We start from the raw sequence: 26,756 nt of genomic DNA on the forward strand, positions 1-26,756 counted from the left end.
ACTGCGACCCGTACGAGCTAGGAAGTCGCCTCCTGGTCCGGCAGCTTCAGTTCGATCCCGTTCTCTTCCGCCCACTTCATCGCGTTCGGCATCATCACCGCAGCCTGCTGCTTCGCCTCCTCGGCGGGAGTGAAGGCCACGTACTCGGTTCCGGCGAACACGAAGGGCGTGTGCCCCGGCTCGAGGACGAAGGCGTCCCCGGCCTCGAAGATCTCCTCGACGCCGTCGGCTCGCCGGACACCGAACTTCCCTTTGAGCACATAGCCCATGTGGCTCGCCGGGCACTGGTCGTTCGGCCCGCCCTTGAAGAACGGCGCATAGTCCATGTCCGCGGAGGCGCTTTCGATGCTGACCAGCCAGCCCCCGACTTCCTGGCTGTACTCGTCCGTGTAACCCGGGACGACCATGCGGGACGCGGTGGCTTTCGATACCTTCGGCATCGTCTTCTCCTTCCCCTGGTGGCTCGCGCCGAGTCCGTGTGCCTCGGCCGTCCGCCACTGCCATGCTGCGTCTCCCGGCACTGCGCACCATAGAGGCCAAGGTCCTCCGACGACCCGCTGGTCCCGCCGCCGGTCCTGGAGGTCACGCCGACGTCGGGTCGGTGTCCGGCGGGTGGTCGAGGTTGCGACGGGCCGCGGTGACGGCCGCGTCGACCGTCGAGTGTGCGTCTGTGACGACACTGGCGATGCCGGTCGCGTCGAGCAGGTCGCGCACCTGGCCGATCTCGCCGGCGAAGAGCAGCCGGATGCGGTGGTGCTCGAGGTCGGCGTACAACCGGTCCAGCATCTCGACGGCGGTGATGTCGATTCCCGGCACGGAGGCGGTGTCGAGGACGACGGCCCGCGTGTCTTCGTGGACGTGGCCGCGTACGGCGGCTGCCACGTTGTCGGCGTTGGCGTAGATCAGCCCGGCCTCGGGCCGCAGCACCACGATCCCGGGCTCGGTGACCGCGTCGGGATGGCGCTGCAGGTCGACCCAGCGGCCGCTGTCCGGTGTGCGGCCCAGCTCGGCGACGTGGGGCCGCGAGGCGCGGAACAGCAGTAGCAGGACCGACACCGCGACACCGAGGAAGAGCCCGGGCAGGATGTCGAGGACCAGCACACCCACCATGGCGCTCGCCGCGGCGAGGAAGTCCGCATACGCCGTGACGCCGTAGATCCGCCGCAGGCTCGGGGTGGCCAGACGCGCGTACTTGCGCAGCCCCCGGACGTCGACGAGTCTCATGACGGCCGCGATCACCACGGCGGCGAGGGTCGCCTCCGGCAGGTTCGCGAACAGACCGGTCAGGAACAGCAGCGTCATCACCGTCAGCGCCGCCACGACGATGCCGGAGATCTGCGACACCGCCCCGGCCGAGGCGTTGACGGCGGTCTTCGACAGGGACCCGTTGACGATCATTCCGGAGGACAGTCCCGCGCCGATGTTCGCTGCGCCCACCCCGAGCAGCTCCTGGTTCGGATCGATCTCGTAGTGTTCCTGGGCGGCGTAGTTCTTGGCTGCGCCGATGCCCTCGGCGAACGCCACCAGCAGGATCCCTGCCGCCGACGCGAGCAGCGCGGCGTAGTCGGATCCAGAGACGCTGGGGAGCCCGAGCGGAGGTAGCCCGCCTTCGATCCGCCCGACGATCTCCACTCCCTCGGCGTCGAGATCGAAAACCGAGACGGCGACGATGCCCAGGACGACCGCGACCAGCGGGGCGGGCAGCCGGGGCGACACCCGGTGCAGGACCAGGACGACCGCGAGGGAACCGGCGCCGACGGCCAACGTCCAGCCGTTCGTCCCGCCCAGCGACGTGACCAGGTGCCAGGTCTTTTCGAAGAAGTCCCCTCCCCCCTCGGGACTCCGAAGAGCTTCGGGAGCTGCCCGACGATGATCGTCAGCGCCAAGCCGACGATGAACCCCTTCAGCACCGGTTCGGAGATGAAGGAAGCCAGAAACCCCAGACGCGCCAGCCCCGCGAGGATCCCGAGCGCCCCGACCAACAGCGCCAGACCGGCCGTCAGCGTTGCCGCATCGGCTTCACTGGAGATGCCGGCAACAGCAGCACCCGAAAGCGCCGCGGTGGCCGCCATCGGACCCACCACCAGCTGCCGGGAGCTGCCGAACAGCGCATAGAGGAGCAGAGCCGCGGGCGCGGCGTACAGGCCGATCACCGGGGACACCCCGGCGATCGTGGCGTACGCGAGAGCCTCGGGCACCAGAACCGCCCAGACCGTCAGGCCGGCCAGCAGGTCCCGTCCGATCCGATCGGCCCGACAGCCCTCGAACGACGTGAGCAGCGGCACCTTCACAACACGAGCACAGCAAACCCCGCCCAGCCACGACAGAGTCCGAAGACCCCGGGCGCGACCCCACGAGTCCGGCTGCGTCAGCGGACGTCGACGCTTGCCGGGCAGAAACCCCATCGAGGCCTGCCCCTGAACAGGTCTCTCACCGCCACATTTCCGGTGGGCGCGGAGGGTTTCGAACCCCAGACGTGACCGAGGTCAGCCGGTCGCTGAGCCCCTGAACAGGGATTTTCGCGCATACCCCATCACACCATGCTCACTGACGCACGCGTGTGGGCAAAATGTGGGCACGCCCTTGCCTCAATCCAGCGCGGGCAGACTGCCTCGTTAGATTGTCGACGGTGTGACGCTCAAGATGGCGAGGTGCGCCGATATCGGTCTTGCCGAACTGCCGCACGCCACCGACGGGCTGGGGCGCGTACTCGACCTATTGTCCGAAGACTGCTTCCGTCGCGGCGGGCCCTCCCTTGCTGCGCTCGTCGTGTCTCAGTCGACCGGCGAGGTGGGGTCAGCCTTCCGGGGCAATCCGAGTTCCGAACGTACGAACGTGTACAAGCACTGGCGAGATGCGTCCATACCTGAGCAGGTGGTTCGTCGCCTTCAGCGTGCCCAGTACTGCAGCATCGGCTCCTCGGCCAGTCGCGTATCTGCTCGAGTGATGATGAGCGCGTCCCGGTCGATCCAGTACTGCACGCCTTCGTTCGTCACGACGTACCCGAGTTCCGTGCGGACCGGATCGTCGATCTCGATGGGCGCGCCGTCGCTGAGCCGTACACCCTTGTAGTACAGCCGCCCGACCCCGGTCTCGCAAATGACCACCAGCGACTGCGGGGTACGGCCGATGAGCACCGCCGAGTTGGTGTAGTTGCAGCGTCCCCCCGGAACACCGATGAAACCCTGCGCGTCGGTACCGGGAACAGTCGGTAGTGGTGCCGCCGTGCGGGGTGCGCTGACCGTCGAGGGGGGAACGGGGGTGGTCATGCGCGATGTGGACGCTGGATCGCTCGGCATGAGCTCGATGATGTTCACGGTGAACTTCGGCACGGTGGTACGGCCCCCGATCTGGGTGTCGTAGGAGTACGACCCGTCCACCTCGACGTACATCCTGACGATGTCGTCCTCGACCACGTCGGCCACCAGGGCGGGGTCGTCGGCCTCGATGGCGGTGTTCTCGTCGTAGTCGTACGGGCTGTCCTGCAGGACAGCGGCGGTGTCGGCTCGGAAGCGGTCGGTACCGGTGGCTGAGTCGAACTGGGTCACCCGGCCGTAGACGAGGATCTTCCGTCCCGAAAAAGCATCCGGGCCCTTCACCAGCAGAGCAAAGTCCCGCTCCGAGATTTCCTGATAGGTGGCCGGATCAAGCTTGGCGGGGTCCTCCGGCTGTGTGGTCGACGCGCCGCTACCCACGTTCGAGGATCGGCTGGGACTCGGGGTGGAGTCACCTCGACTGCACGACTGGACGCTGAGGATGGAAATCACAAGGATTGCCAGCACAGCCCAAGGCCATTTCGGCTTCTTCCGCTTCCTCGGCTGCGGGGGCGGAGCCTGGACGGCTCCATAGACTGGCACAGTTCCAGACTGACCTGGATAGCCGTAAGGCTGTTGCAGGTATCCATTGCCTTGCGGTGCCGACCCGTACGGCTGTTGCGCCCCTGCAGGTGGCTGGTCGCGATGGGAGTATGGGGGCGGCTGGGCCATGCCTTCGTCCATTCGGTGGAGGCCTGCCCTCGTGTTGCAGCAGACCAAGTGGTTCGCTAGGACTATCACCCAATGACTCCGACCGTTACAGAGCCATCCCGAGTGGTCCCCCGGGAGCCGTCGCGCCGACGCTGTAAACGTCCAGGCTGCAAGCGGATGGGCCACAGGGAGGAGGGTTGCGAAGGGCGGTACTCGAGCGTCCCGCGGTCAGAGTGAGGCGTCCCGGTTCGACAAGGCCGCCGCCGACGTCCCCCGCGTCACGCCTCACGACCTCCGGCATACAGCGGCAAGTCGAGCCATGCCGGCGAGCGTGAACGTCAACGGCGGTTCAGCGGATGCTCGGACACGCGAGCGCGGCGACGACGCTCGACGTCTACGCCGATCTCTTCGACGACTTGGAGGCGGTAGCTACCGTTCTGCCGGAAGCCCGAGCGGTAACGAGTGTGGGCAAGATGTGGGCAGCGAGGGCATCATCCGGCGGGCCACAAAGCCCTGAACAGGCCTCTCACCGCCACATTCCTGGTGGGCGCGGAGGGTTTCGAACCCCCGACCGCTGGTGTGTAAAACCAGAGCTCTACCACTGAGCTACACGCCCGCAGATCCGGCGGCTCACGCCGCCGGATCTCGTCTCAGGACTTTAGCGCGGCCAGCGCTCGCACCCAAGCGCCCTGGTCACGGGGTTCGCCGGGCTGATTCTCCTCGGCGAACCGGACGATGCCGTCCTTGTCGACGACGAAGGTGCCGCGGTTGGCGAAACCGAGCTTCTCGTTGAACACGTCGTAGGCCTGGGCGACGGCACCGTGCGGCCAGAAATCGGACAGCAGCGGGAACGTGTAACCCTGCTCGGCGGCCCAGATCTTGTGCGTGGGCGAGGCCCCCACCGACACGGCGACGATCGCGGTGTCGTCGTTCTCGTAGGTCGGCAGGTCGTCCCGCACGGCGCACAGCTCGCCCTGGCAGACACCGGTGAACGCCAGCGGGTAGAACACGAGCAGCACGTTCTTCTTCCCACGGAAGCTCGACAGCGTCACTTCCTGGTTGTTCTGGTCCTTCAGTGTGAAATCGGGCGCCTGGGCACCCACCTCGATCGCCATTGCGTCGGTCGTCCTTACTTCGGTGGCGGAACTGAGCGGTGTGCTCAGCGCTTGGTGCGGGCGGCCTTCGGCTGCACCAGCCGGCTGCCCACCCAGTCGCCGAGATTGGCGGTCGAGGTCTGGGTCAGGCCGGCGGTCGTCGCCGATTCGGCGATCTCGCTGGGCTCGACATGGTCCGGACGCCCGGTCTTCGGCGTCAGCACCCAGACGACGCCCTCGTCGGCGAGCGGGCCGATCGCATCCATCAGGGCGTCGACGAGGTCTCCGTCGCTGTCGCGCCACCAGAGCAGCACCACGTCGACGACCTCGTCGGATTCCTCGTCGAGCAGGTCCGATCCGATCGTGTCCTCGACGGCGGCCCGCAGGTCGTCGTCCGTGTCCTCGTCCCAACCGAGTTCCTGAACCACCTGGTCGTGGGAGATACCGAGCTTCTGAACGTAGTTCTGGGCGTCCGCCGCGGCGACCACGGTGGTGTCCTCCTTCGGTTGTGGCCGCGGGCTTGCCGCGTACCGGATGTCATGAGCGATTTTTCAAAGCGAACATCCTCGGGGAGCTCAACGCAAGCCGAACCGCACGGAAATTCTCGAGAATCTTCCGGGGACGTTACCGCGAGAAGCGTCACACTGCCGACCCGCCGCGCGGACCCGAACCGTCCGGATACCCGCCCTGCGCGCGTTGTACACCCGGGGGGATGCCTCCTACCGCGGGATGGGGGAAGATGAGCAGTGCATCTCGTTCAGATGTCGATGAGTCGGCTCCCACAAGAGCCGGCCCTACGGAGCGGGCGCCACACCTGCGCGCCCCACCACGATGAGGAGCAGACGTTGACAGACCTGATCCACGAGCCCGATTCCTCGACGAGCGCCGCCACACCGGGCGCCTCGGAAGCGGGATCCTCGCCGAACACCACCGGGGCCACCGACGGCCGCGTGCGGGTCATCCGCGAGGGCGTGGCCTCCTACCTGCCGGACATAGACCCGGCCGAGACCACGGAGTGGCTCGAGTCCTTCGACGGGCTGCTCGAGTCCGCCGGTCCTGCGCGTGCCCGGTATCTGATGCTGCGCCTGCTCGAGCGCGCCGGCGAACGCCGTGTGTCCATCCCGGCCCTCACCTCGACCGACTATGTGAACACCATCCCGACCGAGAACGAGCCGTGGTTCCCCGGCGACGAGGAGGTCGAGCGCCGCTACCGCGCCTTCATCCGGTGGAACGCAGCGATCATGGTGCACCGCGCACAGCGTCCCGGCATCGGCGTCGGCGGCCACATCTCCACCTATGCGTCCTCCGCGGCACTGTACGAGGTGGGCTTCAACCACTTCTTCCGCGGTAAGGACCACCCCGGCGGCGGTGACCAGATCTTCATCCAGGGGCACGCCTCCCCCGGCATCTACGCTCGCGCCTACCTCGAGGGCCGCATCCCGGCCGAGCAACTCGACGGGTTCCGCCAGGAGGCCAGCCACGCCGACCAGGGCGGCGGCCTGCCGTCCTACCCGCACCCGCGGCTGCTGCCCGATTTCTGGGAGTTCCCGACGGTGTCGATGGGCCTCGGGCCGATGAACGCGATCTACCAGGCGCGGTTCAACCACTACCTGCACGATCGCGGCTTGAAGGACACCTCCGACCAGCACGTGTGGGCGTTCCTCGGCGACGGTGAGATGGACGAACCGGAGTCGCGGGGTCTCGCGCACGTCGCGGCGACCGAGGGTCTGGACAACCTCACGTTCGTGGTCAACTGCAATCTGCAGCGCCTGGACGGCCCGGTCCGCGGCAACGGCAAGATCATCCAGGAGCTGGAGTCGTTCTTCCGGGGAGCCGGCTGGAACGTCATCAAGGTGGTCTGGGGCCGGGAGTGGGACACCCTGCTGCACGCCGACAAGGACGGCGCGCTCGTCAATCTGATGAACGTGACCCCGGACGGCGACTACCAGACCTACAAGGCCAACGACGGCGCGTTCGTCCGTGAGCACTTCTTCGGCCGTGATCCGCGCACGAAGGAGCTGGTCAAGAACCTCAGCGATCAGGAGATCTGGAATCTCAAGCGCGGCGGCCACGACTACCGCAAGATCTACGCGGCGTACGCCGCGGCCATGGCGCACAAGGGTCAGCCGACGGTGATCCTGGCGCACACGATCAAGGGATACACCCTCGGTAAGCACTTCGAGGGCCGCAACGCCACGCACCAGATGAAGAAGCTCACGCTCGACGACCTCAAGTACTTCCGCGATCTGCAGCGCATCCCGATCTCGGACGCCGAACTCGAGGCGAACCCGAAGATGCCGCCGTACTACCACCCGGGCAACGACTCGCCGGAGATCCAGTACATGCTCGAGCGGCGCCGCGCGCTCGGCGGGTTCCTGCCCGAACGTCGCACCGCCGATGCTCCGCTGCCGCTGCCCGGGGACAAGACCTACGAGGTGGTCCGCAAGGGGTCCGGCAAGCAGCAGGTGGCCACCACCATGGCGTTGGTGCGCATCATGAAGGAGCTGCTGCGCGACAAGGAGATCGGCCCGCGCATCGTGCCGATCATCCCGGACGAGGCCCGCACGTTCGGTATGGACTCGTGGTTCCCGTCGCTGAAGATCTACAACCGCAACGGCCAGCTGTACACGTCGGTCGACGCCGAGTTGATGCTCGCCTACAAGGAGAGCGTCGCCGGGCAGATCCTGCACGAGGGCATCAACGAGGCCGGGTCCACCGCCTCCTTCACCGCTGTCGGCACCTCGTACGCCACGCACGGGCTGCCGATGATCCCGCTGTACATCTTCTACTCGATGTTCGGCTTCCAGCGCACCGGCGACGGCCTGTGGGCGGCGGCGGACCAGATGGCCCGCGGATTCGTGCTCGGCGCGACGGCCGGCCGCACCACCCTCACCGGCGAGGGTCTGCAGCACGCCGACGGGCATTCGTTGCTGCTGGCGTCGACGAACCCGGCGGTGGTGTCCTACGATCCTGCGTTCTCCTACGAGCTCGCGCACATCGTCAAGGACGGTCTGCGCCGTATGTACGGCGGCACGGAGGGCGTCGACGGGTTCGGTGGCGAGAACGTCTTCTACTACATCACCCTCTACAACGAGCCGTACGTGCAGCCGGCCGAGCCGGAGAACCTCGACGTCGAGGGCCTGCTCAAGGGCATCTACCTGTACCGCCGCGGTGAGGGCGCCGGGCCGAAGGCGCAGATCCTCGCCTCCGGGGTGCTCATGCCCGAGGCGTTGCGGGCTCAGGAGATGCTCGCCGACGAATGGGGCGTGGCCGCAGACGTGTGGTCGGTGACCTCGTGGGGCGAGCTGCGCCGCGACGGCGTCGAATGCGAGCGGCAGGCGCTGCTCGACCCGGGCGCCGACGCTCCGACGCCGTACGTGGCCAAGGTCCTGGCCGACGCCGCCGGGCCGTTCGTGGCCGTCTCCGACTGGATGCGTGCCGTACCGGACCAGATCCGGCAGTGGGTACCGGGCGACTACACCACCCTCGGCGCCGACGGGTTCGGGTTCTCCGACACCCGCCCCGCCACGCGCCGGTTCTTCAACATCGACGCGGAGTCCACGGTGGTCGCGGTGCTCGCCGCCCTCGGCCGGGACGGCGCTGTCGATCGCGCGCAAGCGGTCGAGGCCGCCCAGCGATACCGGATCGACGACGTGGCGGCCGCACCGGAGCAGACCTCGGATCCCGGCGTGGCCTGATCCGAACCGCTCTGCCGCGGGCGACGGGCCGCGGGCGTAGTTTCGTCCCATGGTCGCAGAACCCGCAGAGCCGCGTCCGAAGCGCGCACCGGGCGTCCCTACGGGGCGTCCGGTGCCGCCGGCGCGGCCGGAGCGAGATCCCCTGCCCGATGCGCTCCTGCGTCGGGTCAAGCAGTTCTCCGGACGGCTGTCCACCGAGGCCGTGCACTCCATGCAGGAGCAGTTGCCGTTCTTCGCCGATCTCGACGCGTCGCAGCGGTCCAACGTGCAGCTGATCATCCAGACGGCGGTCGTCGACTTCCTGGAATGGGTGCGCAATCCCGACAGCGATCTGCGGTTCAGCCTGGACGCGTTCCAGGTGATCCCGCAGGATCTGGCGCGGCGGCTGACGTTGCGCCAGACCGTGGACATGGTCCGCGCAGCCATGGAGTTCTTCGAGCAGTGGCTGCCGGCCCTGGCACGCAACGAGCAGCAACTCGTCGCGCTCACCGAGGCGACGCTGCGCTACGGCCGGGAGCTCGGATTCGCCGCGGCCTCGGTGTACGCGAGCGCAGCGGAGTCCCGCGGTGCCTGGGACACCCGGCTCGAGGCCCTGGTCGTCGACGCGGTGGTCCGTGGCGACACCGGTTCGGACATGCTTTCGCGCGCCGCGACGCTGAACTGGGATGCGACGGCGCCGGCCACCGTGATCATCGGTACACCCCCGCCGAACGAGGGGGTGTCGGTCGTGACGACCGTGCACTCGATCGCGCAGCAGCACGGCCGGGCGGCGCTGGCGGTGGTGCAGGGTGAGCGGCTCGTGATGGTGGTCAGCGGCGAGCTGCACGGGAGCATCGAGGCGATGACGTTCCGGTCCGAGCTGATGCGCAGCTTCTCCGACGATCCGGTGGTGATCGGTCCCACCACGCCCACCCTCGCGTCGGCGCATGCGTCCGCGGTCGAGGCGATGGCCGGGATGGAAGCGGTGGCCGGATGGCGGGGTGCGCCGCGGCCGGTGCATGCGGCGGAGCTGCTGCCGGAGCGTGCCCTGCTCGGCGACGCGGGAGCGATCGCCGCCCTCGAGGACGAAGTGGTGGCTCCGCTCACCGAGGCGGGTGTGGCGCTGGCCGACACCCTCGACGCATACCTCGACTGTGGGGGTGCTGTCGAGACCTGCGCCCGACAGCTGTTTGTTCATCCAAATACCGTGCGGTACCGACTCAAGCGCATCACAGAAGTCACCGGCCGGGATCCGACGAATCCCCGTGATGCGTACGTGTTGCGGATAGCGGCCACCGTGGGAAGGTTGGCTCGAAGTCATAACGAATTGCGGACTCCAGTCCCACCTGTCTCCCGTTTCACATTGCGCGAACCGGGCGCGTAACAGGAGGCGGCACTTCGTCGATGGTGAACGCCGACGTGCAGTTTTGTTGGAACCCTACAAAACTGCACCCGAGAGTTCATCCCTACCGACATCTCGCAGGGGTGTCCCCAGGGTGTTCCCTGATCATCGTGATTTCGCTGCTCGCCCCCGGTCAGGGGTCCCAGAAACCCGGCATGCTCGCCTCCTGGTTGGAGCAGACCGGCGCCCGCGATCGCGTCCAGTTGTGGTCGAAGGTCTCAGGCCTCGACCTCGAACGCCTCGGCACCACGGCGACGGCCGAGGAGATCACCGATACCGCGGTGACCCAGCCGCTGGTCGTCGCGACGGCACTGCTCGCCTACGAGGAGCTCGAGTCCCGCGGCCTCGTCCCGGACGACACGATCGTCGCCGGGCACTCGGTCGGTGAGCTCGCCGCCGCAGCCATCGCCGGCGTCATCAGCGCGGACGAGGCGGTCATGCTCGCTGCCGTCCGCGGCGCCGAGATGGCCCGGGCGTGCGCGCTCGAGCCGACCGGCATGTCGGCCGTGCTCGGCGGCCGGGAGGACGAGGTGCTCGCGCGGCTGGCCGAGCTGGACCTGACGCCGGCGAACGTGAACGCCGCCGGCCAGATCGTCGCCGCCGGCCGCCTCACGGCGCTCGAGGAGCTCGCGGCGAATGCTCCGGAGAAGGCCCGGATCCGGCCCCTTCCGGTCGCCGGGGCCTTCCACACCGCGTTCATGGCCCCGGCCCAGGAAGCCGTCGCCGAGGCCGCGGCGAAGATCGTCCCCAGCGATCCGACCCGCACACTGCTGTCCAACTCCGACGGGGCGCCCGTCGCCTCCGGAGCGGACGCACTGACCAAGCTTGCCGCACAGGTCACCCGACCGGTGCGCTGGGACCTGTGCACCGCGACCCTGCGCGGGGCCGAGGTCTCGGCGGTCGTGGAGCTTCCCCCGGCCGGCACCCTGGTCGGCATTGCCAAGCGTGAGATGCGCGGCACGCCGACCACGGCACTCCAGACCCCTGAGGACATCTCAGCGCTGGCCGAATCGATCAGAGTCGGTTAGTTTGCTGCGCGCGCGTCGCGCAGTACGGGACCTGCCCTCGACGGGCACCCGGAATCCGGGCGGAACCCTCCACCCGGTCCGATCACAGCAAGACGAAACGAAGAAGGGAGCCACGACGTGGCCGCCACCCAGGAAGAAATCATCGCCGGTCTCGCGGAGATCATCGAAGAGGTCACCGGCATCGAGCCCTCCGAGGTGACCGTCGAGAAGTCGTTCGTCGACGATCTCGACATCGACTCCCTGTCCATGGTGGAGATCGCCGTGCAGACCGAGGACAAGTACGGCGTGAAGATCCCCGACGAGGACCTCGCGAGCCTGCGCACCGTCGGTGACGCCGTCGCCTACATCCAGAAGCTCGAGGCCGAGGGCGTCCAGGCCACGAACGACAACGAGTGAGCCCAGCCGTGACTTCCGCCTCTCCCCGCACAGGGACATTTCCCAACGTCGTCGTCACCAGTCTCGCGGCCACGACATCGATCGCAGGTGACGTGGATGCCACGTGGAAGGGCCTGCTCGCCGGTGAGAGCGGGATCGACACGCTGACCGGATTCGTCGACGAGTTCGACCTGCCGGTTCGCATCGGCGGCAAGCTCAAGACGAGCCCCGACGAAACCCTCTCGCGCGTCGAGATCCGCCGGATGAGCTTCGTCGAGCGGCTCGCGCTCAACCTCGGCCGCACCGTGTGGGCGAATGCCGGCAGCCCGGAGGTCGACCGCGAACGCCTCGGCGTCGTCGTCGGCACCGGTCTCGGTGGCGGTGAAGCGCTCATCGACGCAGTCGACAAGCTGCGCAGCGACGGCTACCGCAAGGTGTCTCCGTTCGCCGTGCAGATGGTCATGCCGAACGGCCCGTCGGCGACCGTGGGTCTCGAGCTCGGCGCGAAGGCCGGCGTGATGACGCCGGTGTCCGCCTGCTCGTCCGGCAACGAGGCCATCGCCCACGCCTACCGGATGATCGCGATGGGCGACGCCGACATCGTCGTCGCCGGTGGCGTCGAGGGCCAGCTCGACGCGGTTGCCACCGCCAGCTTCGCCATGATGCGGGCACTGAGCACCCGCAACGACGATCCGCGTGGGGCGTCGCGTCCGTTCGACAAGGACCGCGACGGTTTCGTCTTCGGCGAGGCCGGCGCGCTGATGGTGCTCGAGACCGAGGAACACGCCAAGGCTCGCGGCGCCACCATCCACGCCCGCCTGCTCGGCGCCGGCATCACCTCGGACGGATTCCACATCGTGGCGCCCGATCCCGAGGGGACCGGTGCGGCACGCGCCATGACGAAGGCCCTCCGCGGCGCCGGCCTCGCGCCGGCCGACATCGGATTCGTCAACGCGCATGCCACGGCCACGCCCATCGGTGACATCGCCGAGGCGAAGGCGATCAATGCCGCGGTCGGCAACCATGCCGCGGTCTACGCACCGAAGGGTGCCCTCGGGCATTCCATCGGTGCGGTCGGTGCGCTGGAAGCGGTCCTGACGGTCCTGAGCCTGCGGGACGGGGTCATCCCGCCCACGCTCAACGTGGACAGCCAGGATCCAGAGATCGATCTCGACGTCGTGAAGGGCGAAGCCCGGTACGGCCAGATCGATTTCGCGCTGAACAACTCGTTCGGTTTCGGTGGGCACAACGTTGCGCTCGCGTTCGGCCGGGCCTGACCCGACCGGACTTCGCTCGCCGTCGGGGTGGGGATCTCGTCACGAGATCCCCACCCCCGGCGCCCATCCCCCGCTCTTGCCTTGTCCGAGGAGAACGCGATGACCGTCCTGGAACCTGCTCAGACGCGCGACGCCGCCGTCGACCCCCGCGATCCGCTCCGGCGGCTCGAGCGGCTGTTCGACGCGGGCACCCTGAGCCTGCTGCACCCCCGGGACAAGTCCGGCATGCTCGCCGCGATCGGTTCCATCGACGGTGTCCGGACCGTCGCGTACTGCTCCGACGCCACCGTGATGGGTGGCGCCATGGGCGTGGACGGCTGCAAGCACATCGTCGACGCCATCGACACCGCCCTCGAGCAGGACATCCCGATCGTCGGGTTGTGGCATTCGGGCGGTGCCCGGCTCGCCGAGGGCGTCGACTCCCTGCACGCGGTCGGCTTGATCTTCGAGGCGATGGTCCGCGCCTCCGGCCGGATCCCCCAGATCTCCGTCGTCCTCGGGTTCGCGGCGGGCGGCGCCGCCTACGGACCGGCGCTCACCGACATCGTCATCATGGCGCCCGAAGCCCGCATCTTCGTCACCGGCCCCGACGTGGTGCGCAGCGTCACCGGTGAGCAGGTCGACATGGAATCCCTCGGCGGTCCGGACACCCACACCAAGAAGTCGGGCGTCGCGCACATCGCCGCCCACGACGAGGACGACGCCCTGCACCGAGCCCGGCGCCTCGTGTCGATGCTCGCCGAACAGGGCGAGTTCGACCTCGACGCCGCCCGTCGCGGCGACACCGACCTGCGGGCGCTGCTGCCCGAATCCCCGCGCCGCGCCTACGATGTCCGCCCGATCCTGCACGAGCTGCTCGACAACGTCGAGGGCGAGTCCAGCTTCGAGGAGCTGCAGGGCGGATGGGCCCGCAGCGTCGTCACCGGTTTCGGCCGTCTCGGCGGCCGCACCGTCGGCGTCATCGCGAACAACCCATTGCGCCTCGGTGGCTGCCTGGATTCCGTCAGCGCCGAGAAGTCCGCGCGCTTCGTGCGCCTGTGCAATGCGTTCGGTGTCCCTCTCGTCGTCGTCGTCGACGTGCCCGGCTACCTGCCCGGCGTCAGCCAGGAATGGGAGGGTGTCGTCCGTCGCGGCGCGAAGCTGCTGCATGCCTTCGCCGAGTCCGAGGTGCCCCGCGTGACGCTGGTGACCCGGAAGATCTACGGCGGCGCCTACATCGCGATGAACTCCCGGGCACTGGGTGCGACCGCCGTGTTCGCCTGGCCTGATGCCGAGGTCGCCGTGATGGGTGCCAAGGCCGCGGTGGGGATCCTGCACAAGCGGGCTCTGGCCGCGGCACCGGAGGAGGAACGCGAAGCCCTGCACGACCGTCTCGCTGCCGAGCACGAGGCGATCGCCGGCGGCGTCGGCCGGGCGATGTCGATCGGTGTCGTCGACGAACTCATCGATCCGGCGACGACCCGCAGCACGCTCGCGCAGGCGCTGGCGGCGGCTCCGGCGCGTCGCGGCCGGCACAAGAACATCCCGCTGTAGACGGCTGCGCCGCCGGTGCGTCCTTTGGGTTGTCCCAGCAGCCCGAAGGACGCACCGGCCGCGTAGCGGCCTATCCCACGTTCCGGCGCAGCCAGGTCACCTCGGCACCCTCGCCGCCGCTGCGGTAGGGCTCGAGGGCCTCGTCCCAGGCCGTACCCAGCACCCGGTTCAGCTCCTCGACGAGGTTGCTGCCGCCGGCGAGCAGTGACCGCAGCCGCATCTCGCCGACCACGACGTCCCCGTTCGCGCTCGTGTTGCCCCGCCACAGTCCCAGTCCGGGCACGTGACTGTAGCGCTCGCCGTCGACGCCGTCGCTGGGGTCCTCGGTGATCTCGAAGCGGATCATCGGCCACACCCGGAGGGCGTCGACGAGGCGTGCGGCGGTCCCCACGGGACCCGCCCAGTTCACAGTGGTGCGTAGTTGTCCGACGTCGACCGGTTGACCGATCCAGGAGAGGTCCGGACGGCAATCGAGGGTGGCGGCCAGTGCCCATTCGATATGCGGGCAGACCGCAGCAGGCGACGAGTGGATGTAGACCACCCCGGTCGTCGCATCCGCGAACTGGTTCGACGCACGCACTACACACCTCCACTTCGACGAGGGACGTCTTCCCCAACGGCCTGAGATCGAAGCGGTCGCGCGTGGCGACAGGGGACAGTCTGCCTGTGTTACTCCTGTTTCGCTAGAGAACGGATGAGGAATTTGGGAATTGGGTGAGAACGTCGTCCGAGAGAGCGGGCCACCGTGGTTTCGCCCAGTCGCCGAAAGCCCTGTCCGTCAGCACGACACACGCGATCTCCGCGCGGGGATCGACCCACAGGAATGTACCGGACTGACCGAAGTGCCCGTACGTTTCGGGCGAATTGGCCGAACCGGTCCAGTGCGGGTCCTTCCGGCCGCGGATCTCGACACCGAGCCCCCAGTCGTTGGGCTTGTGCATCCCGTATCCGGGCACGATCCCGTCGAGACCGGGGAACTGCACCCGGGTGGCCTCCTCGAGGGTCTGCGCCGACACCAGACGGGGCGCGAGCAGTTCCGCGGCGAAGTGGGTCAGGTCGGCGAGCGACGACTGCCCTCCGTGCCCGGCAGGTCCCGGCAGCGACGACTCCCGCATGCCGAGCGGCTCGAAGACGGCCTGGGTGAGGTATTCGGGAAACGGGATGCCCGTCTCACCCTCGACGAGCTCCGCGAGGATCTCGAAGCCCGCGCTCGAGTAGATCCGTTTGCGGCCGGGCTCCGTCTGCGCCGTGCGTTCGTCGAAAGCCAGTCCCGATGCGTGCGCCAGCAGATGGCGGACGGTCGACCCCGACGGGCCGGCGGGCTGATCGAGCTCGAGCGCGCCCTCTTCCACGGCAACGAGGACCGCGTAGGCGACGAGGGGCTTGGTGACCGATGCGAGACGGTAGAGCCGCAACTGGTCGCCGTGCTCTGCGACGACACCGCCGGCGCGGGTGAGAACCGCGGCGGCGGCGTGGTCGACAGGCCAGTCGGAGATCGCGTCGAGGCTGTTCACGTACCCAGCCTAGAAGACGGCACCGGTGGCCGCGGAATCACCGATCGGCGTCGGTGTACCGGATGACGCCGCGGATGTTCTTCCCGTCGAGCATGTCACGGTAGCCGTCGTTGACCTGCTCGAGGGTGTACGTCCGGGTGACCATGTCCGCGAGGTTGAGGTGTCCGGCCTTGTACATCGCGAGCAGGTTCGGAATATCGACCCGCGCATTGCAGCCGCCGAAGATGTTGCCCTGCAGATCCTTCTGCAGCATCGCGAACAGGAACGCGTTCAGCTTCACGTCCATGTCCGTCATGTGCCCCATCGCGGTGACCACGCAGCGGCCGTTCTTCGCCGTCAGCTGCAGAGCCTCCTCGACGTACTCACCGCGCATCTCGCCCACGGTGATGATCGTCTTGTCCGCCATGCGTCCCCACGTGGTCTCCATGATCGGCATGAGCGCCTCGGCCATCGACGGGTAGGCGTGGGTCGCGCCGAACTTCAGGGCCTGCTCACGCTTCCACGGCACGGGGTCGATCGCGAAGATCTGCCGCGCTCCGGACGCGACGGCGCCCTGCAGCGCACTCATTCCCACGCCCCCCACGCCGATCACGGCGACGGCCTCACCGGGCTTGACGTCGGCGACGTGGGTGGCCGATCCCCAGCCGGTGGGCACGCCGCAGCCCACGAGGGCGGCCAGCTCGAACGGGACGTCCTTGTCGATCTTGACGACCTGAGTCTGGTTGACCGTCATGTAGGGCGAGAAGGTGCCGAGCAGGCACATCGGAATCACGTGCTGTCCGCGCGCGTGGATCCGGTAGGTGCCGTCGGAGATCGCCATCCCGCTGAGCAGCCCGGCGCCGAGATCGCACAGGTTCGAGTGGCCGGTGGCGCACGACGGGCAGCGCCCGCACGCCGGAATGAAGGAAAGGACGACGTGATCGCCGACCTCGAGGCCCACGACGCCGTCTCCGACCTTCGTGATGACGCCGGCCCCTTCGTGCCCGCCCATCACCGGGAAGGACGGCATGGGCGTCGCTCCCGTCACGATGTGGTGGTCCGAGTGGCACATGCCCGCCGCCTCCATGCGGATCTGCACCTCACCCGCGACCGGGTCACCGATCTCGATTTCCTCCACCGACCACGGCTCGTCGAGACCCCACAGGATCGCGCCCTTGGTCTTCATCTGCATCGCCCTCCGTCACAGTGCGTGTGTACGCATGTGACCATAGCCACAAGACGACGAAATTGGAACAGGTTCTATTGCCGACCCGGCACGGTGGGACGGACGACCGGCGCCGGGTAGGGACTTGCGTCCCGATGTCGCCCGCCGGCTCGCCCCGCCGGCCCGGGCCGGAGGATCGGGCTGCGATGCGGCCGGGCGCGCCGCCGGCGCGGTGGAACCGGACCGATCCCGCGAACAGGACGTCGACCAGGGTGAATCCCAGGGTGAAGATCGAAAACCGCGTAACCCTCCCCCGGGCAGCAGCGGTGTAGACGGCATGAACGTGATCGCCTCGCTGCTCGTCGCGTGGGTCGCCGTCGCTGCGGTGGTTGCCACGATCGTCGGGGCAGCGATCGCCCTCCGGGCCGAGCATCGGTCCCCGCGGTCCGGTCCGATGCAGCCGAAGGGGCTCAGACGACGCCCCCACCGTGCGGCACGTGCCGAGCGGCCGCGCACCGTGTGTGCGGAGCTGCGGGACTGACGCGACGGACGGGGCGCCGGTCCGAGGTGGCGCCGAGCGTCGGGGTGCTCGACGCCACCACGATGTCCATCGGGCAGGCGCCGACGGGTGTGACAGCGGGCGGGGGTGAGATCCGGGGTGATATCCACGGTCGGCGCGGGCCCGAGGGCGTCCTCGGCTACTCGACCTGCCCAAGCTGGTCCGGCCGACCCGGATGTTCGGATAGCTTGACTGTGGTACCCGCGATTCCATGCCGTAGGAGCTACGTGTGGCGCACTATCCGACTCTCGTCTTCCACGGTGCCGCACAGACGGTCACCGGCTCGTGCACGGAGATCGCACTGGACTCGACGCGGATCCTGGTGGACTGTGGCCTGTTCCAGGGCTCACGCAGTCTCGAAGAGCTGAACTACGGCGACTTCGCGTTCACGCCGGACGAAATCGACGCCGTCGTTCTCACCCATGCCCACATCGATCATTGCGGTCTGCTGCCCAAGCTGGTGGCCCAGGGTTTCGACGGGCCGATCTTCTGCACCGGCCCGACCGCCGACCTGCTCGAATTCATGCTCGCCGACGCCGGGCGTATCCAGGAGTTCGAGGCCGAGCGGCGGAATCGGCGACGCGACCGCACGCGCGGGAGGAGGTTCGTCCCGCTCTACACGGAGGCAGACGCCCTCGCCGCCTGGGGGCAGGCCCGCCCGGTGGCGCTCGAAGAGTGGTTCGAGCCCGCCGCGGGCTTTCGCGCGAGGTTCTGGAACGCCGGGCACATACTGGGGGCCGCATCGGCGGAGATCGAAGCGGGGGGTGTGCGCCTGCTCTTCTCCGGTGACCTCGGTCCCGCCCAGAAGGCATTCCATCCCGATCCGACCGGCCCCTCGGGACCGGACCATCTCGTCTGCGAATCCACCTACGGAAACCGGACCCGCGTGCGGATGACGATCGAGCAACGGCGTGACCTGCTCGAAGAGGAGATCGCCCGTGCGGTCGGGCACGGCGGCAACCTCGTCGTCCCCGCCTTCGCGCTGGAACGGACCCAGGAACTGCTGCTCGACATCGCCCACCTCGTCGACGAGAACCGCATCCCCGCGGTACCGGTGTTCGTCGACTCACCGCTCGCCAACCGGGCGACCTCGGTGTTCGCCGCGCACGCGGGCGAACTCGAGGATCTCGAGGGGAAGAACATCTTCCGCCATCCCGCGATCCACTACGTCGACGACGCATCCACCTCCAAGCGGATCAACGACGTCTCGGGAGCGATCATCATCGCCGCCTCGGGAATGTGCGAGGCGGGGCGCATCCGTCACCACCTGAAGCACAACCTGCACCGCCGGGATTCGACGATCCTGTTCGTCGGTTTCCAGGCGCAGGGTTCGCTCGGCCGCGTGATCCTCGAGGGTGCGAAGCGCGTCCGCATCTCCGGTCAGGACATCGACGTGCGGGCGCAGATCCGCCGGATCGACAGCTACTCCGCGCACGCGGATCAGACCGAGCTCCTGGACTGGATCACGGCACGCGGTCCCGTGGCAGGCAGCCTGTTCCTCACCCACGGCGAGCCGGAGGCCGTTGCGGAACTGGCCGAACTGGTGCACGAGCTCGACTCTTCGCTGTCTATCGTCACCCCGGAGATCGGGGAGAGCTACCTGGTGGCGCCCGGTACCCCCGCGTCGCGGATTCAACCTGCTCGCGCGGACGTCGCTCGGTTGATCGGCCGCGACTGGCAGAACGACTACGCCGAACTGGCAGTGAGCCTGAAACAGCAACTCGGACGCATCACGGATGCGGAATCGCGCCGGAGGGCCGTCGCCGAGATCCGCGAGATCCTCGACAGCTACGCAGATGTCCGCCCCGCACACGGCGTACGGAAGCGGGACTGAGCCGGATCCACACCCTCGCCGAGGCGCCCGAATTGCTCGATTCGGGACCTTCTACCCTGCCCGACCGGGCCGTTTTCCTTCACATCCGCTCACACGCCACCTACGCTCGGATCCGGCCACGATCCCCCTGCACAGTGGCCCTGCCCCGCCGGCGACGACGCGCGAAGCCGGCGGGGCCTCGCCTTCTCCTTCGGCACCGCTGCTGCGGCCGCACGAGAACGCCGCGGCGCTGCGGTGAAAGCCCGCACCGACCCGGTCGGCTATCTCTTGCGGGCGGTGAGCAACAGGTACTCGGCGTCGTACGCGGTCCGGCCGGGCTGCTCGGCCCGGTTCCACGCGGTGAGGAACTGCAGAAATTCCCGGTCCAGGTCTGCGATCCGCTCCGGGTCGTTGAACCGGTACACCGCGATCGTCGGACCGTAGTTGCGCTTCCAGTACTCACGGAACTCGATCGGCTCCGCGCTGTGGTCCATCACCACGCTTCGGCGATCCATGCGCACATCGATGATCCGATCACCGAACAACTCCCGGACGTGCTGCTCGTCGCCCCACATCGGGGGCGGCGTAGCGCCCGCCGGGGGTGGCGGCACATACGGGGCCATGAGCCGGAACAGCTGACCGATGAAGCCCTCCGGCGTCCAGTTGATCATCCCGAGCGTCCCACCCGGCCGGCACACCCGCAGCAGTTCGTCGGCGACGGCCTGGTGATGTGGTGCGAACATCGCGCCCACGCTGGAGAGCACGACGTCGAAGCTGCCGTCGGGGAACGGCAGGGCCTCGGCGTCCGCCTCCACCCACTCGACGTCCACACCCCGCTCCGCCGCGGCTCTGCGGCCCGCGACGAACAACTCCGGCGTCAGGTCCGCGGCGGTGACGATCGCGCCCCGTTCGGCAGCCGGGATGGCAGCGTTGCCGGATCCGGCGCCCACGTCGAGCACTCGCCGGCCCGCTGTCACCCCGGCCGCGGCGACGAGCGTCGGCCCGAACGTCGGAATCAGGTCGGCCGCGACCGCCGGATAGTCCCCGGCCGCCCACAACGCCCGGTGCCTGGCCTTCAGCGCCCGGTCTGCGTCACGTTCCACGATGCCGGTCATGATCACTCCTTCGTCCGATGCTGCGGGATCGTGTGTCCCGTACTGGCACCGACACAGACGGCGCCGCCACCGCAAGGACGCAATCCAGGCGGAGTGTGCAGGCACCGACGTGGAATTGCGTCCTTTCACCGGTACCGTCGTCTGTGAAGGGACACCGCCCGTACCGCGCCCCCTTCCCGGAGGACCACACCATGACAACGGCATCCCTCAGGTCCGCGACGGACGCGGACGCCCTGACCACCGAAGCCGTCTGGCGCGAGTTCGGTGCGCAGCTCCGCGTCTTCGTGCAGCGGCGGATCGCCGATCCGGACCGCGCCGACGACGTGCTCGGCGAGATCCTGCTGCGCGTCCACAAGAACCTCGGCCGGGTCGAGGACCGCGAGCACCTGATCCGATGGGTGTACCGGATCGCCCGCACCGCGATCATCGACGACTACCGCCGGGCCGCCCGGGATCGCGACCGGCTCGCGCCGCTCGTCGACGACGCACCCGACCAGGCCGGACAGGAGTGGGACGACACGACGACCGCCCAGCGGGAGCTGGCCGCCTGCCTGCGTCCGCTGCTCGAGGGGCTCTCCCCCGAGCAACGCCGGGCCGTCGAGCTGACCGACCTGGAAGGACTGACGCAGGCTCGCGCCGCCGCGGTCGAAGGGGTGTCGCTGTCCGGAATGAAGTCCCGTGTCCAGCGAGGCCGGCGGAAGCTGGCCGAGTTGCTCGGGCGATGCTGCGCCCTGACCCTCGATGCGCACGGGATGCCGATGGACTACACCGCCTCGACCGACTGCCGGTGCGCCGGCGCCTGAGGGCGCGTGCGCCCGGTGTGCCGTCGCGGGACGGCACACCGGGCGAGTTCCGATCAGCCGCAGCAGGCCCCCGCGGTGGGGCTGTCCTCACTCGCGCATGCGACCGCACACGCCGAGCCCGTCAGCCCGTCCGGGTTGGCGGGATTGTCGTCGGTCACGGCGTAGTACTCCCACCATCCGTTGGGGACGTCGGGCGCGTCGACGAACACCTTGTCCTGCACGGCATGGCAGCACAGATCCTGCTCGGCGATCGTGGCGGTCAGTCCGGCGTCCCGGAACCGGGCCAGCGCCCCGGACACCTCGTCGGGGCCGTCCGCCTCGATTCCCAGGTGGTTCAGGCGTTCGCGCGCACCGGGATTCTCGATCAGCACCAGCTTCAGCGGCGGATCCTCGATCACGAAGTTGGCATAGCCGGGGCGCTGTTTGTGCGGGGACACCCCGAACAACGCGGTGTAGAACTCGGTCGCCGCGGTGATGTCCTCGACGTTGAGAGCGAGCTGGACTCGGGTGGCAGACATGGTGGTCACTCCTCGAAATCGGGACACCGGCCCGGAAATCCACCGTGGATCCTCGTCACCGTGTGTCCTCCCTACTGACGACCGTCGCGCCGGACGGACGCAGCCGGCGTCGTTCGCTCGGAGAATGCGTCCTTCGCCGCGGTGCGACGTCCGAAAGGAAACTCGGTCACCGACTCGAAAGGATCCGTCGTGAACACCACATCCACCACGCTGCCCGAGAACTGGAACCGCGCGATGGCCATCGTCGCTCATCCGGACGACCTCGAGTACGGCGCGGCCGGCGCCGTCGCCCGCTGGACCCGTTCGGGCAAGGCGGTGGCCTACGTCGTCGCCACCGACGGCGAGGCCGGCATCGACGGCCGCACCCCCGCCGAGGCGGCACCCCTGCGACGCCGCGAGCAGCTCGACGCCGCCGCCGTCGTCGGCGTCGAGGACGTGACGTTCCTCGGATACCGCGACGGCGTCGTCGAATACGGACTCGACCTGCGCCGCGCCGTCGCCCGCGAGATCCGGAGGTTCCGGCCAGACGTGCTGATCACCGCCACGTACGAGCCCACCTACGGACTGGACGGCGGGCGCATCGTCAATCAGGCGGACCATCGCGCCGTGGGCCTGGCGGTACTCGACGCCGCCCGCGACGCCGGCAATCGCTGGATCTTCCCCGAACTGCTCGACGAGAACCTGCCTCCGTGGAACGGGGTCGGCCACGTGTACCTGATGGGTGCGAACGAGCCGTCGCACGCCGTCGACGTCACCGAGAGCCTCGACACCGGAATCGAATCACTGCGCGCCCACCGGTCCTACCTGGACGGGCTGGGCCGGGACTTCGATCCTGCGGCGTTCCTGCGCGAGTTCACCGCGGCCGCCGGAACCCGAATCGGCGTGCGGCACGCCGTCGCCTTCCAGCAGATCCGGCTCCAGGGGGTGTGACGGCCGGAGCGGGAAAGGTGGGGCGGGCGGGGCTCGAACCCGCGACCAATGGATTATGAGTCCACGGCTCTAACCGACTGAGCTACCGCCCCGTCCGCGCGCATCCGAAGGTGCGCGACGTGTGCCGAATGCTACCGGCTGCGACGACCGGTCCCCGTCGTGGGTCGCCCCGTGTCGCCGGGAGCAGGCCGCGCCGCAGCAGCACGGTGGAGTGTGTAACTTCCGTCACACCGGCCACGGTTCGTGCCGGCCGGGACGAGAAAACCCCTCCCACCCGAGATCGGGTGGAAGGGGTTTTCCGGAAGCTCCCCCGGCTGGACTCGAACCAGCAACCGTTCGATTAACAGTCGAATGCTCTGCCAATTGAGCTACAGGGGATTGTCCTGCGTGCCCCGCCGTTTCCCGCGGTGCGTGAAGAACTGTAGCGCCCCACCCGACGCGGCACCAAATCGCCTGCCTGTGAGCCCTGGGACGTGGATCGGGCAGGATGGGTGGGACGCTGACACGGCTGAACGGAGACGACGTTGATCGGACTTATGGTGGGGGTTGCCGCGGGCTACGTCCTGGGGACACGGGCGGGCCGCGCCCGATACGAACAGCTCAGCAGGACGGCGAAGGCGGTCGCGGGTAGTCCGGTGACGAAGAAGGCGATCGAGGTGAGCAGGCAGAAGCTGGCCGACTCCCTGAGCCCGGAGCCGAAGCTCGAACCGATGAAGCCGCTCGACGAGCAGACCACGATCCTCGTCCCCCGCGACCAGTTGCGGCGGTGACGCGGGTGGCGTGAGGTCAGCCGGCCAGGCCGTCGCCGCTGGTGTCGCCGATGGCCTGGTCGAGCAGGCTGCGCCGATACTGCTCGAGTGCGACGAGGTCCCCGAGCAGTGAGTGGAACTCGTCGGATTCGGTGGCCGGGGAGATGCGCTGCAGTTTGGATTTGAGTTCGGCGACCTGCTCCCCCACCCAGACCTCCTGCAGTCGCGCGAGGACCCCGCCGATGTAGCGGGGCATCCGGTCGTCCTCCGCGGGCAACGGGTCCACCGCGAGTTCCATGACCAGTGAGTGCACCACGGGGTCGGTGGCAGCGCGCCCGACGGCGTCGACCCATTCCGCGCCGCCGAGACCCGCACCGGTCCCGCCGGCCGCGGCCACGGCTTCGCGGACGGCCGCGTAGGCCGGATCGGTGAACGTCTCCGCGGGCAGCGAATCGAACACGGTTCCGGCGATCCCGGGGTACTGCAGCGCCGCCTTGAGGGCGTCGCGCTGCGGCCACAGCGCGGGATCGTCGGGACGCGGCCGGCGCAGGACCGTCTCCGCGGGACCCGCCTCCGCCCGCTGGTGCGGCGCGGCGGTACGTGCCTTCTCGTCGCCGCCGCGCGCGACGCGCCGGGACTCCTCCTGCACCCGCCGGCGGACGGCCGGAATGTCGTCCCAGCCCACCCAGTGCGACAACTGCACAGCGTAACTGTCGCGCAGCGTACGTTCCTTGATCCGGGCCACCACGGGAACCGTCCGGCGCAGCGACTCCACCCGGCCCTCGGCGGTGTCGAGGTCGTGCTCGGCGAGAATCGACTTGACGACGAACTCGAACATCGGGGTGCGCCGGGCGACGAGGTCGCGCACCGCCCCGTCACCGGACTTCTGCCGGAGCTCGCACGGATCCATGCCCTCGGGTGCGATCGCGACGAAGGTCTTGGCCGTGGTCTTCTGGTCGCCCTCGAACGCCTTCATCGCCGCAGCCCGGCCGGCGGCGTCGCCGTCGAAGGTGTAGATGATCTCACCACGGAAGTAGCTGTCGTCCATGAGCAGTCGCCGCAGCATCGCCAGATGCTCGTCGCCGAATGCGGTGCCGCACGCGGCGACTGCGGTTTTCACGCCCGACAGGTGCATTGCCATGACGTCGGTGTAACCCTCGACGATCACCGCCTGGTGCGCCTTGGCGATCTCCCGCTTGGCCAGGTCCAGTCCGAACAGCACCTGGGACTTCTTGTAGAGCAACGTTTCCGGGGTGTTGACGTACTTGGCCGCGAGCGTGTCGTCGTCGAACAGGCGACGGGCACCGAACCCGATGACGTCACCGGCGAGGTTGCGGATCGGCCACAGCAGCCGCCGGTGGAATCGGTCGATGGGCCCGCGGCGTCCCTGTTTGGACAGCCCGGCGGCCTCGAGCTCGGCGAATTCGAAGCCGCGGGAGAGCAGGTGCCTGGTGAGAGCATCCCAGCCGGCGGGAGCGTATCCGCACCCGAACGTCTCGGCGGCGGCTTCGTCGAAGCTGCGTTCGGTCAGGTAGTCCCGCGCCACCTGGGCGTCGGGCGTCCGCAGCTGCTCGGCGTAGAACTCCTGCGCGGCCGCGTTGGCGGCGACGAGCCGCGCGCGGGTGCCGCGGCCGCGCTGCACCGACGGCCCGCCGCCCTCGTAGTTGAGGGTGTAGCCGACTCGGTCGGCGAGCTGCTCGACGGCTTCGACGAAACTGATGTGCTCGATCTTCTGCAGGAACGAGTACACGTCGCCACCCTCGCCGCAGCCGAAGCAGTGGAAGTGGCCGTGGTTGGGACGGACGTGGAAGGACGGGGACTTCTCGTCGTGGAAGGGGCACAGCCCCTTCATCGAATCGGCGCCGCCGCGCCTGAGGGCGACGTACTCGCCGACGATGTCCTCGATCCGGACGCGGTCACGGACGGCCGCGATGTCCCTGTCTGAAATTCGCCCGGCCACGACGACGAGTCTAGGCGCTACCCCCAACTCGCCTGCGCGGCGAGGCTGTCGCGGTCGATCCGCTCGAGCCGGGACTCGGTGCACGAGGCGATCTGGTCGACGATCACCCGCATGCGGGCGGCGTCGTCGGGCGCGGCGTCCCACAGGGGGACGAAGAACGGGTCGAGGCCGACGGGGGCCGTGCGCTCGAGCCATTCGGCGACGCGGTGGATCCGTTCCCGCTGCCGTTCCTGACGCTGCCGGTGGGCGGCATCGGACATCACGAACTGCAGGGCCATGGTCTTGAGCAGGGCCACCTCGGACGCGACGACAGGTGGGACGACGAGGTCGGCGTCGTAGCGGGTGACCGGGCGATCGCCGGTGACGGCGCGAGTGCCGATGATCGCGGCCGTCGCGAAGCGGCCGACGAGTTCGCTCGTGAGCCGCTTGAGCGCCACCGAACACGCGAGGCTGCCGTCGTAGGTGTCGACGGCCTGGACCACCGGCATCTGCGACAGTCGCTTCGAGGCCTCCACCAGCTCGTTCGGGTCGAGACCGGAGAATTCACGCATGCCGAGGTCGACGAGGGTGTTCACCGACGCCGGGTCGGTGAGCACGCGCAGGTCGATCCGTCCGTCGATCACGCCGTCCTCGACGTCGTGGACGGAGTAGGCGACATCGTCGGACCAGTCCATGATCTGGGCTTCCAGACACTTGTGCCGGTCGGGCGCGCCGTCGCGCACCCAGTCGAGGACGTCGGCGTCGTCGTCGTAGGCGCCGAACTTCGCGCCGGGCGCCGGGCGGGTCCACGGGTACTTCAGTGTCGCGTCGAGGGCCGCGCGGGTGAGATTGAGACCCGCGCTCGTACCGTCCGGGTGGACGATCTTCGGCTCGAGGCATGTGAGGATCCGCAGGTTCTGCGCGTTGCCCTCGAACCCGCCGCACCCGGCAGCCACCTCGTCGAGGGCGCGTTCGCCGTTGTGACCGTAGGGCGGGTGCCCGATGTCGTGCGCGAGGCCGGCGAGGTCCACCAGGTCGGGATCGCAACCGAGTCCGTCGGCGATGCTGCGCCCGATCTGGGCGACCTCGATCGAGTGGGTGAGGCGGGTGCGCGGAGTGTCACCGTCGCGGGGACCGACGACCTGGGTCTTGTCGGCGAGCCGCCGCAGGGCGGCGCTGTGCTGGACCCGCGCGCGGTCCCGCGCGAACGGCGTACGGCTCGCGGTCGCCGGCCCGGCACCGGCGAGCGCCGACACCTTCGGGACCTCGGCGACGCGCCGTTCGAGGTCGTGTTCGTCGTAGCCCGGCATCACGTCCTCCT

At 68.8% G+C, this 26,756-nt stretch carries 22 protein-coding genes, 3 tRNA genes and 2 pseudogenes; 12 read left to right on the forward strand and 15 right to left on the reverse strand.

The features are described from left to right. Positions 1 to 17 precede the first annotated feature (17 nt). From ACM26Y_RS15010 to ACM26Y_RS15020, 3 genes and pseudogenes are all read right to left on the reverse strand, one after another. Positions 18 to 440: a hypothetical protein gene (locus ACM26Y_RS15010; RefSeq protein ID WP_416061280.1), complete on the reverse strand. Its 423-nt coding sequence runs from the start codon at positions 438 to 440 to the stop codon at positions 18 to 20. Between the two features lie 142 nt (positions 441 to 582). After that, positions 583 to 2,291, reverse strand: a pseudogene (locus tag ACM26Y_RS15015) (SulP family inorganic anion transporter). A 597-nt stretch (positions 2,292 to 2,888) separates the two neighbouring features. Next, complete coding sequence (locus ACM26Y_RS15020; RefSeq protein ID WP_416061281.1) at positions 2,889 to 3,599, reverse strand: hypothetical protein; 711 nt, start codon at positions 3,597 to 3,599, stop codon at positions 2,889 to 2,891. 634 nt (positions 3,600 to 4,233) lie between these two features. Here ACM26Y_RS15020 and ACM26Y_RS15025 point away from each other — a divergent pair. After that, a pseudogene (locus ACM26Y_RS15025) lies at positions 4,234 to 4,415 on the forward strand (tyrosine-type recombinase/integrase); the annotation flags it as partial. 91 nt (positions 4,416 to 4,506) lie between these two features. Here the strand turns inward: ACM26Y_RS15025 and ACM26Y_RS15030 are convergent. The 3 genes from ACM26Y_RS15030 to ACM26Y_RS15040 all read right to left on the reverse strand — a co-directional run bounded on the left by ACM26Y_RS15030 (position 4,507) and on the right by ACM26Y_RS15040 (position 5,547). Beyond that, positions 4,507 to 4,581, reverse strand: a tRNA-Val gene (locus ACM26Y_RS15030). A 34-nt stretch (positions 4,582 to 4,615) separates the two neighbouring features. Then, complete coding sequence (locus tag ACM26Y_RS15035) at positions 4,616 to 5,080, reverse strand: peroxiredoxin (RefSeq protein ID WP_416061282.1); 465 nt, start codon at positions 5,078 to 5,080, stop codon at positions 4,616 to 4,618. Between the two features lie 44 nt (positions 5,081 to 5,124). Then, positions 5,125 to 5,547 (reverse strand): DUF3052 domain-containing protein, encoded by a 423-nt coding sequence (locus ACM26Y_RS15040; RefSeq protein WP_003937077.1) that lies wholly within the window; start codon positions 5,545 to 5,547, stop codon positions 5,125 to 5,127. Between the two features lie 357 nt (positions 5,548 to 5,904). Here ACM26Y_RS15040 and aceE point away from each other — a divergent pair, with 357 nt between their 5' ends. The 6 genes from aceE (at position 5,905) to ACM26Y_RS15070 (ending at position 14,351) form a co-directional block, all read left to right on the forward strand. Continuing rightward, complete coding sequence (aceE, locus tag ACM26Y_RS15045) at positions 5,905 to 8,757, forward strand: pyruvate dehydrogenase (acetyl-transferring), homodimeric type (RefSeq protein WP_040782636.1); 2,853 nt, start codon at positions 5,905 to 5,907, stop codon at positions 8,755 to 8,757. Between the two features lie 49 nt (positions 8,758 to 8,806). Further along, entirely contained in the window at positions 8,807 to 10,120 is a 1,314-nt protein-coding gene (locus tag ACM26Y_RS15050; protein WP_238586446.1) for a PucR family transcriptional regulator, read from the forward strand. Between the two features lie 128 nt (positions 10,121 to 10,248). Continuing rightward, positions 10,249 to 11,166: an ACP S-malonyltransferase gene (locus ACM26Y_RS15055; RefSeq protein ID WP_040782669.1), complete on the forward strand. Its 918-nt coding sequence runs from the start codon at positions 10,249 to 10,251 to the stop codon at positions 11,164 to 11,166. Positions 11,167 to 11,283: 117 nt separating this feature from the next. Beyond that, entirely contained in the window at positions 11,284 to 11,562 is a 279-nt protein-coding gene (gene acpM / locus ACM26Y_RS15060; RefSeq protein WP_003937073.1) for a meromycolate extension acyl carrier protein AcpM, read from the forward strand. 8 nt (positions 11,563 to 11,570) lie between these two features. Continuing rightward, positions 11,571 to 12,818 (forward strand): KasA/KasB family beta-ketoacyl-ACP synthase, encoded by a 1,248-nt coding sequence (locus ACM26Y_RS15065; RefSeq protein WP_003937072.1) that lies wholly within the window; start codon positions 11,571 to 11,573, stop codon positions 12,816 to 12,818. A gap of 99 nt (positions 12,819 to 12,917) precedes the next feature. Next, on the forward strand, positions 12,918 to 14,351 hold the full coding sequence (locus tag ACM26Y_RS15070) for an acyl-CoA carboxylase subunit beta (protein WP_289382094.1): 1,434 nt from the start codon (positions 12,918 to 12,920) through the stop codon (positions 14,349 to 14,351). 70 nt (positions 14,352 to 14,421) lie between these two features. Here ACM26Y_RS15070 and ACM26Y_RS15075 read toward each other — a convergent pair whose 3' ends face one another. The 3 genes from ACM26Y_RS15075 to ACM26Y_RS15085 form a co-directional block, all read right to left on the reverse strand. Beyond that, entirely contained in the window at positions 14,422 to 14,931 is a 510-nt protein-coding gene (locus ACM26Y_RS15075; protein ID WP_371382489.1) for a DUF3145 domain-containing protein, read from the reverse strand. 103 nt (positions 14,932 to 15,034) lie between these two features. Beyond that, positions 15,035 to 15,865: a serine hydrolase domain-containing protein gene (locus tag ACM26Y_RS15080; RefSeq protein ID WP_416061283.1), complete on the reverse strand. Its 831-nt coding sequence runs from the start codon at positions 15,863 to 15,865 to the stop codon at positions 15,035 to 15,037. A gap of 37 nt (positions 15,866 to 15,902) precedes the next feature. Beyond that, positions 15,903 to 17,030: an NDMA-dependent alcohol dehydrogenase gene (locus ACM26Y_RS15085; protein ID WP_416063683.1), complete on the reverse strand. Its 1,128-nt coding sequence runs from the start codon at positions 17,028 to 17,030 to the stop codon at positions 15,903 to 15,905. A gap of 316 nt (positions 17,031 to 17,346) precedes the next feature. Between ACM26Y_RS15085 and ACM26Y_RS15090 the strand changes: the two genes are divergently transcribed. Together ACM26Y_RS15090 and ACM26Y_RS15095 are read left to right on the forward strand one after the other, a co-directional pair. After that, a complete protein-coding gene (locus tag ACM26Y_RS15090; RefSeq protein ID WP_054375128.1) occupies positions 17,347 to 17,550 on the forward strand; it encodes a hypothetical protein in 204 nt (67 codons plus the stop codon). Positions 17,551 to 17,797: 247 nt separating this feature from the next. After that, positions 17,798 to 19,402 carry an MBL fold metallo-hydrolase gene (locus ACM26Y_RS15095; RefSeq protein ID WP_416061284.1) on the forward strand — a complete coding sequence of 535 codons (1,605 nt, stop codon included), beginning with the start codon at positions 17,798 to 17,800 and terminating at the stop codon, positions 19,400 to 19,402. A 260-nt stretch (positions 19,403 to 19,662) separates the two neighbouring features. On the opposite strand, the gene ACM26Y_RS15100 is transcribed toward ACM26Y_RS15095, so the two are convergent. Further along, a complete protein-coding gene (locus ACM26Y_RS15100; protein WP_416061285.1) occupies positions 19,663 to 20,496 on the reverse strand; it encodes a class I SAM-dependent methyltransferase in 834 nt (277 codons plus the stop codon). Between the two features lie 191 nt (positions 20,497 to 20,687). On the opposite strand from ACM26Y_RS15100, the gene ACM26Y_RS15105 reads away from it, so the two are divergent. Beyond that, a complete protein-coding gene (locus ACM26Y_RS15105) occupies positions 20,688 to 21,299 on the forward strand; it encodes a sigma-70 family RNA polymerase sigma factor (RefSeq protein WP_003937064.1) in 612 nt (203 codons plus the stop codon). Positions 21,300 to 21,352: 53 nt separating this feature from the next. On the opposite strand, the gene ACM26Y_RS15110 is transcribed toward ACM26Y_RS15105, so the two are convergent. Continuing rightward, on the reverse strand, positions 21,353 to 21,817 hold the full coding sequence (locus ACM26Y_RS15110; protein ID WP_416061286.1) for an ArsI/CadI family heavy metal resistance metalloenzyme: 465 nt from the start codon (positions 21,815 to 21,817) through the stop codon (positions 21,353 to 21,355). A gap of 189 nt (positions 21,818 to 22,006) precedes the next feature. Here ACM26Y_RS15110 and ACM26Y_RS15115 point away from each other — a divergent pair, with 189 nt between their 5' ends. Then, positions 22,007 to 22,747 (forward strand): PIG-L deacetylase family protein, encoded by a 741-nt coding sequence (locus ACM26Y_RS15115; protein ID WP_003937062.1) that lies wholly within the window; start codon positions 22,007 to 22,009, stop codon positions 22,745 to 22,747. A gap of 18 nt (positions 22,748 to 22,765) precedes the next feature. Here the strand turns inward: ACM26Y_RS15115 and ACM26Y_RS15120 are convergent. Together ACM26Y_RS15120 and ACM26Y_RS15125 are read right to left on the reverse strand one after the other, a co-directional pair. Further along, a tRNA-Ile gene (locus ACM26Y_RS15120) sits at positions 22,766 to 22,839 on the reverse strand. 213 nt (positions 22,840 to 23,052) lie between these two features. Further along, positions 23,053 to 23,125, reverse strand: a tRNA-Asn gene (locus ACM26Y_RS15125). Positions 23,126 to 23,283: 158 nt separating this feature from the next. On the opposite strand from ACM26Y_RS15125, the gene ACM26Y_RS15130 reads away from it, so the two are divergent. Beyond that, positions 23,284 to 23,517, forward strand: coding sequence for a hypothetical protein (locus ACM26Y_RS15130; protein WP_371382508.1), 234 nt, complete (start codon positions 23,284 to 23,286; stop codon positions 23,515 to 23,517). Positions 23,518 to 23,533: 16 nt separating this feature from the next. Here ACM26Y_RS15130 and dnaG read toward each other — a convergent pair whose 3' ends face one another. Both dnaG and ACM26Y_RS15140 read right to left on the reverse strand, forming a co-directional pair. Continuing rightward, positions 23,534 to 25,456 (reverse strand): DNA primase, encoded by a 1,923-nt coding sequence (dnaG, locus tag ACM26Y_RS15135; RefSeq protein ID WP_416061287.1) that lies wholly within the window; start codon positions 25,454 to 25,456, stop codon positions 23,534 to 23,536. 17 nt (positions 25,457 to 25,473) lie between these two features. Beyond that, complete coding sequence (locus ACM26Y_RS15140; protein WP_003937059.1) at positions 25,474 to 26,745, reverse strand: deoxyguanosinetriphosphate triphosphohydrolase; 1,272 nt, start codon at positions 26,743 to 26,745, stop codon at positions 25,474 to 25,476. Between the last annotated feature and the right edge of the window lie 11 nt (positions 26,746 to 26,756).

The sequence above is a fragment of the Rhodococcus indonesiensis genome (assembly GCF_047782815.1).
Lineage (GTDB): Bacteria > Actinomycetota > Actinomycetes > Mycobacteriales > Mycobacteriaceae > Rhodococcus > Rhodococcus indonesiensis.

Excerpts from the sequence above, each read along its gene's own strand:
- ACM26Y_RS15035 (WP_416061282.1), bottom strand. The coding sequence starts at position 5,080 with ATGGCGATCGAGGTGGGTGCCCAGGCGCCCGATTTCACACTGAAGGAC.
- ACM26Y_RS15130 (WP_371382508.1), top strand. The coding sequence starts at position 23,284 with ATGGTGGGGGTTGCCGCGGGCTACGTCCTGGGGACACGGGCGGGCCGC.
- ACM26Y_RS15090 (WP_054375128.1), top strand. The coding sequence starts at position 17,347 with ATGAACGTGATCGCCTCGCTGCTCGTCGCGTGGGTCGCCGTCGCTGCG.
- ACM26Y_RS15070 (WP_289382094.1), top strand. The coding sequence starts at position 12,918 with ATGACCGTCCTGGAACCTGCTCAGACGCGCGACGCCGCCGTCGACCCC.
- ACM26Y_RS15105 (WP_003937064.1), top strand. The coding sequence starts at position 20,688 with ATGACAACGGCATCCCTCAGGTCCGCGACGGACGCGGACGCCCTGACC.
- ACM26Y_RS15100 (WP_416061285.1), bottom strand. The coding sequence starts at position 20,496 with ATGACCGGCATCGTGGAACGTGACGCAGACCGGGCGCTGAAGGCCAGG.
- ACM26Y_RS15085 (WP_416063683.1), bottom strand. The coding sequence starts at position 17,030 with ATGAAGACCAAGGGCGCGATCCTGTGGGGTCTCGACGAGCCGTGGTCG.
- ACM26Y_RS15050 (WP_238586446.1), top strand. The coding sequence starts at position 8,807 with ATGGTCGCAGAACCCGCAGAGCCGCGTCCGAAGCGCGCACCGGGCGTC.
- ACM26Y_RS15010 (WP_416061280.1), bottom strand. The coding sequence starts at position 440 with ATGCCGAAGGTATCGAAAGCCACCGCGTCCCGCATGGTCGTCCCGGGT.
- ACM26Y_RS15110 (WP_416061286.1), bottom strand. The coding sequence starts at position 21,817 with ATGTCTGCCACCCGAGTCCAGCTCGCTCTCAACGTCGAGGACATCACC.
- ACM26Y_RS15140 (WP_003937059.1), bottom strand. The coding sequence starts at position 26,745 with ATGCCGGGCTACGACGAACACGACCTCGAACGGCGCGTCGCCGAGGTC.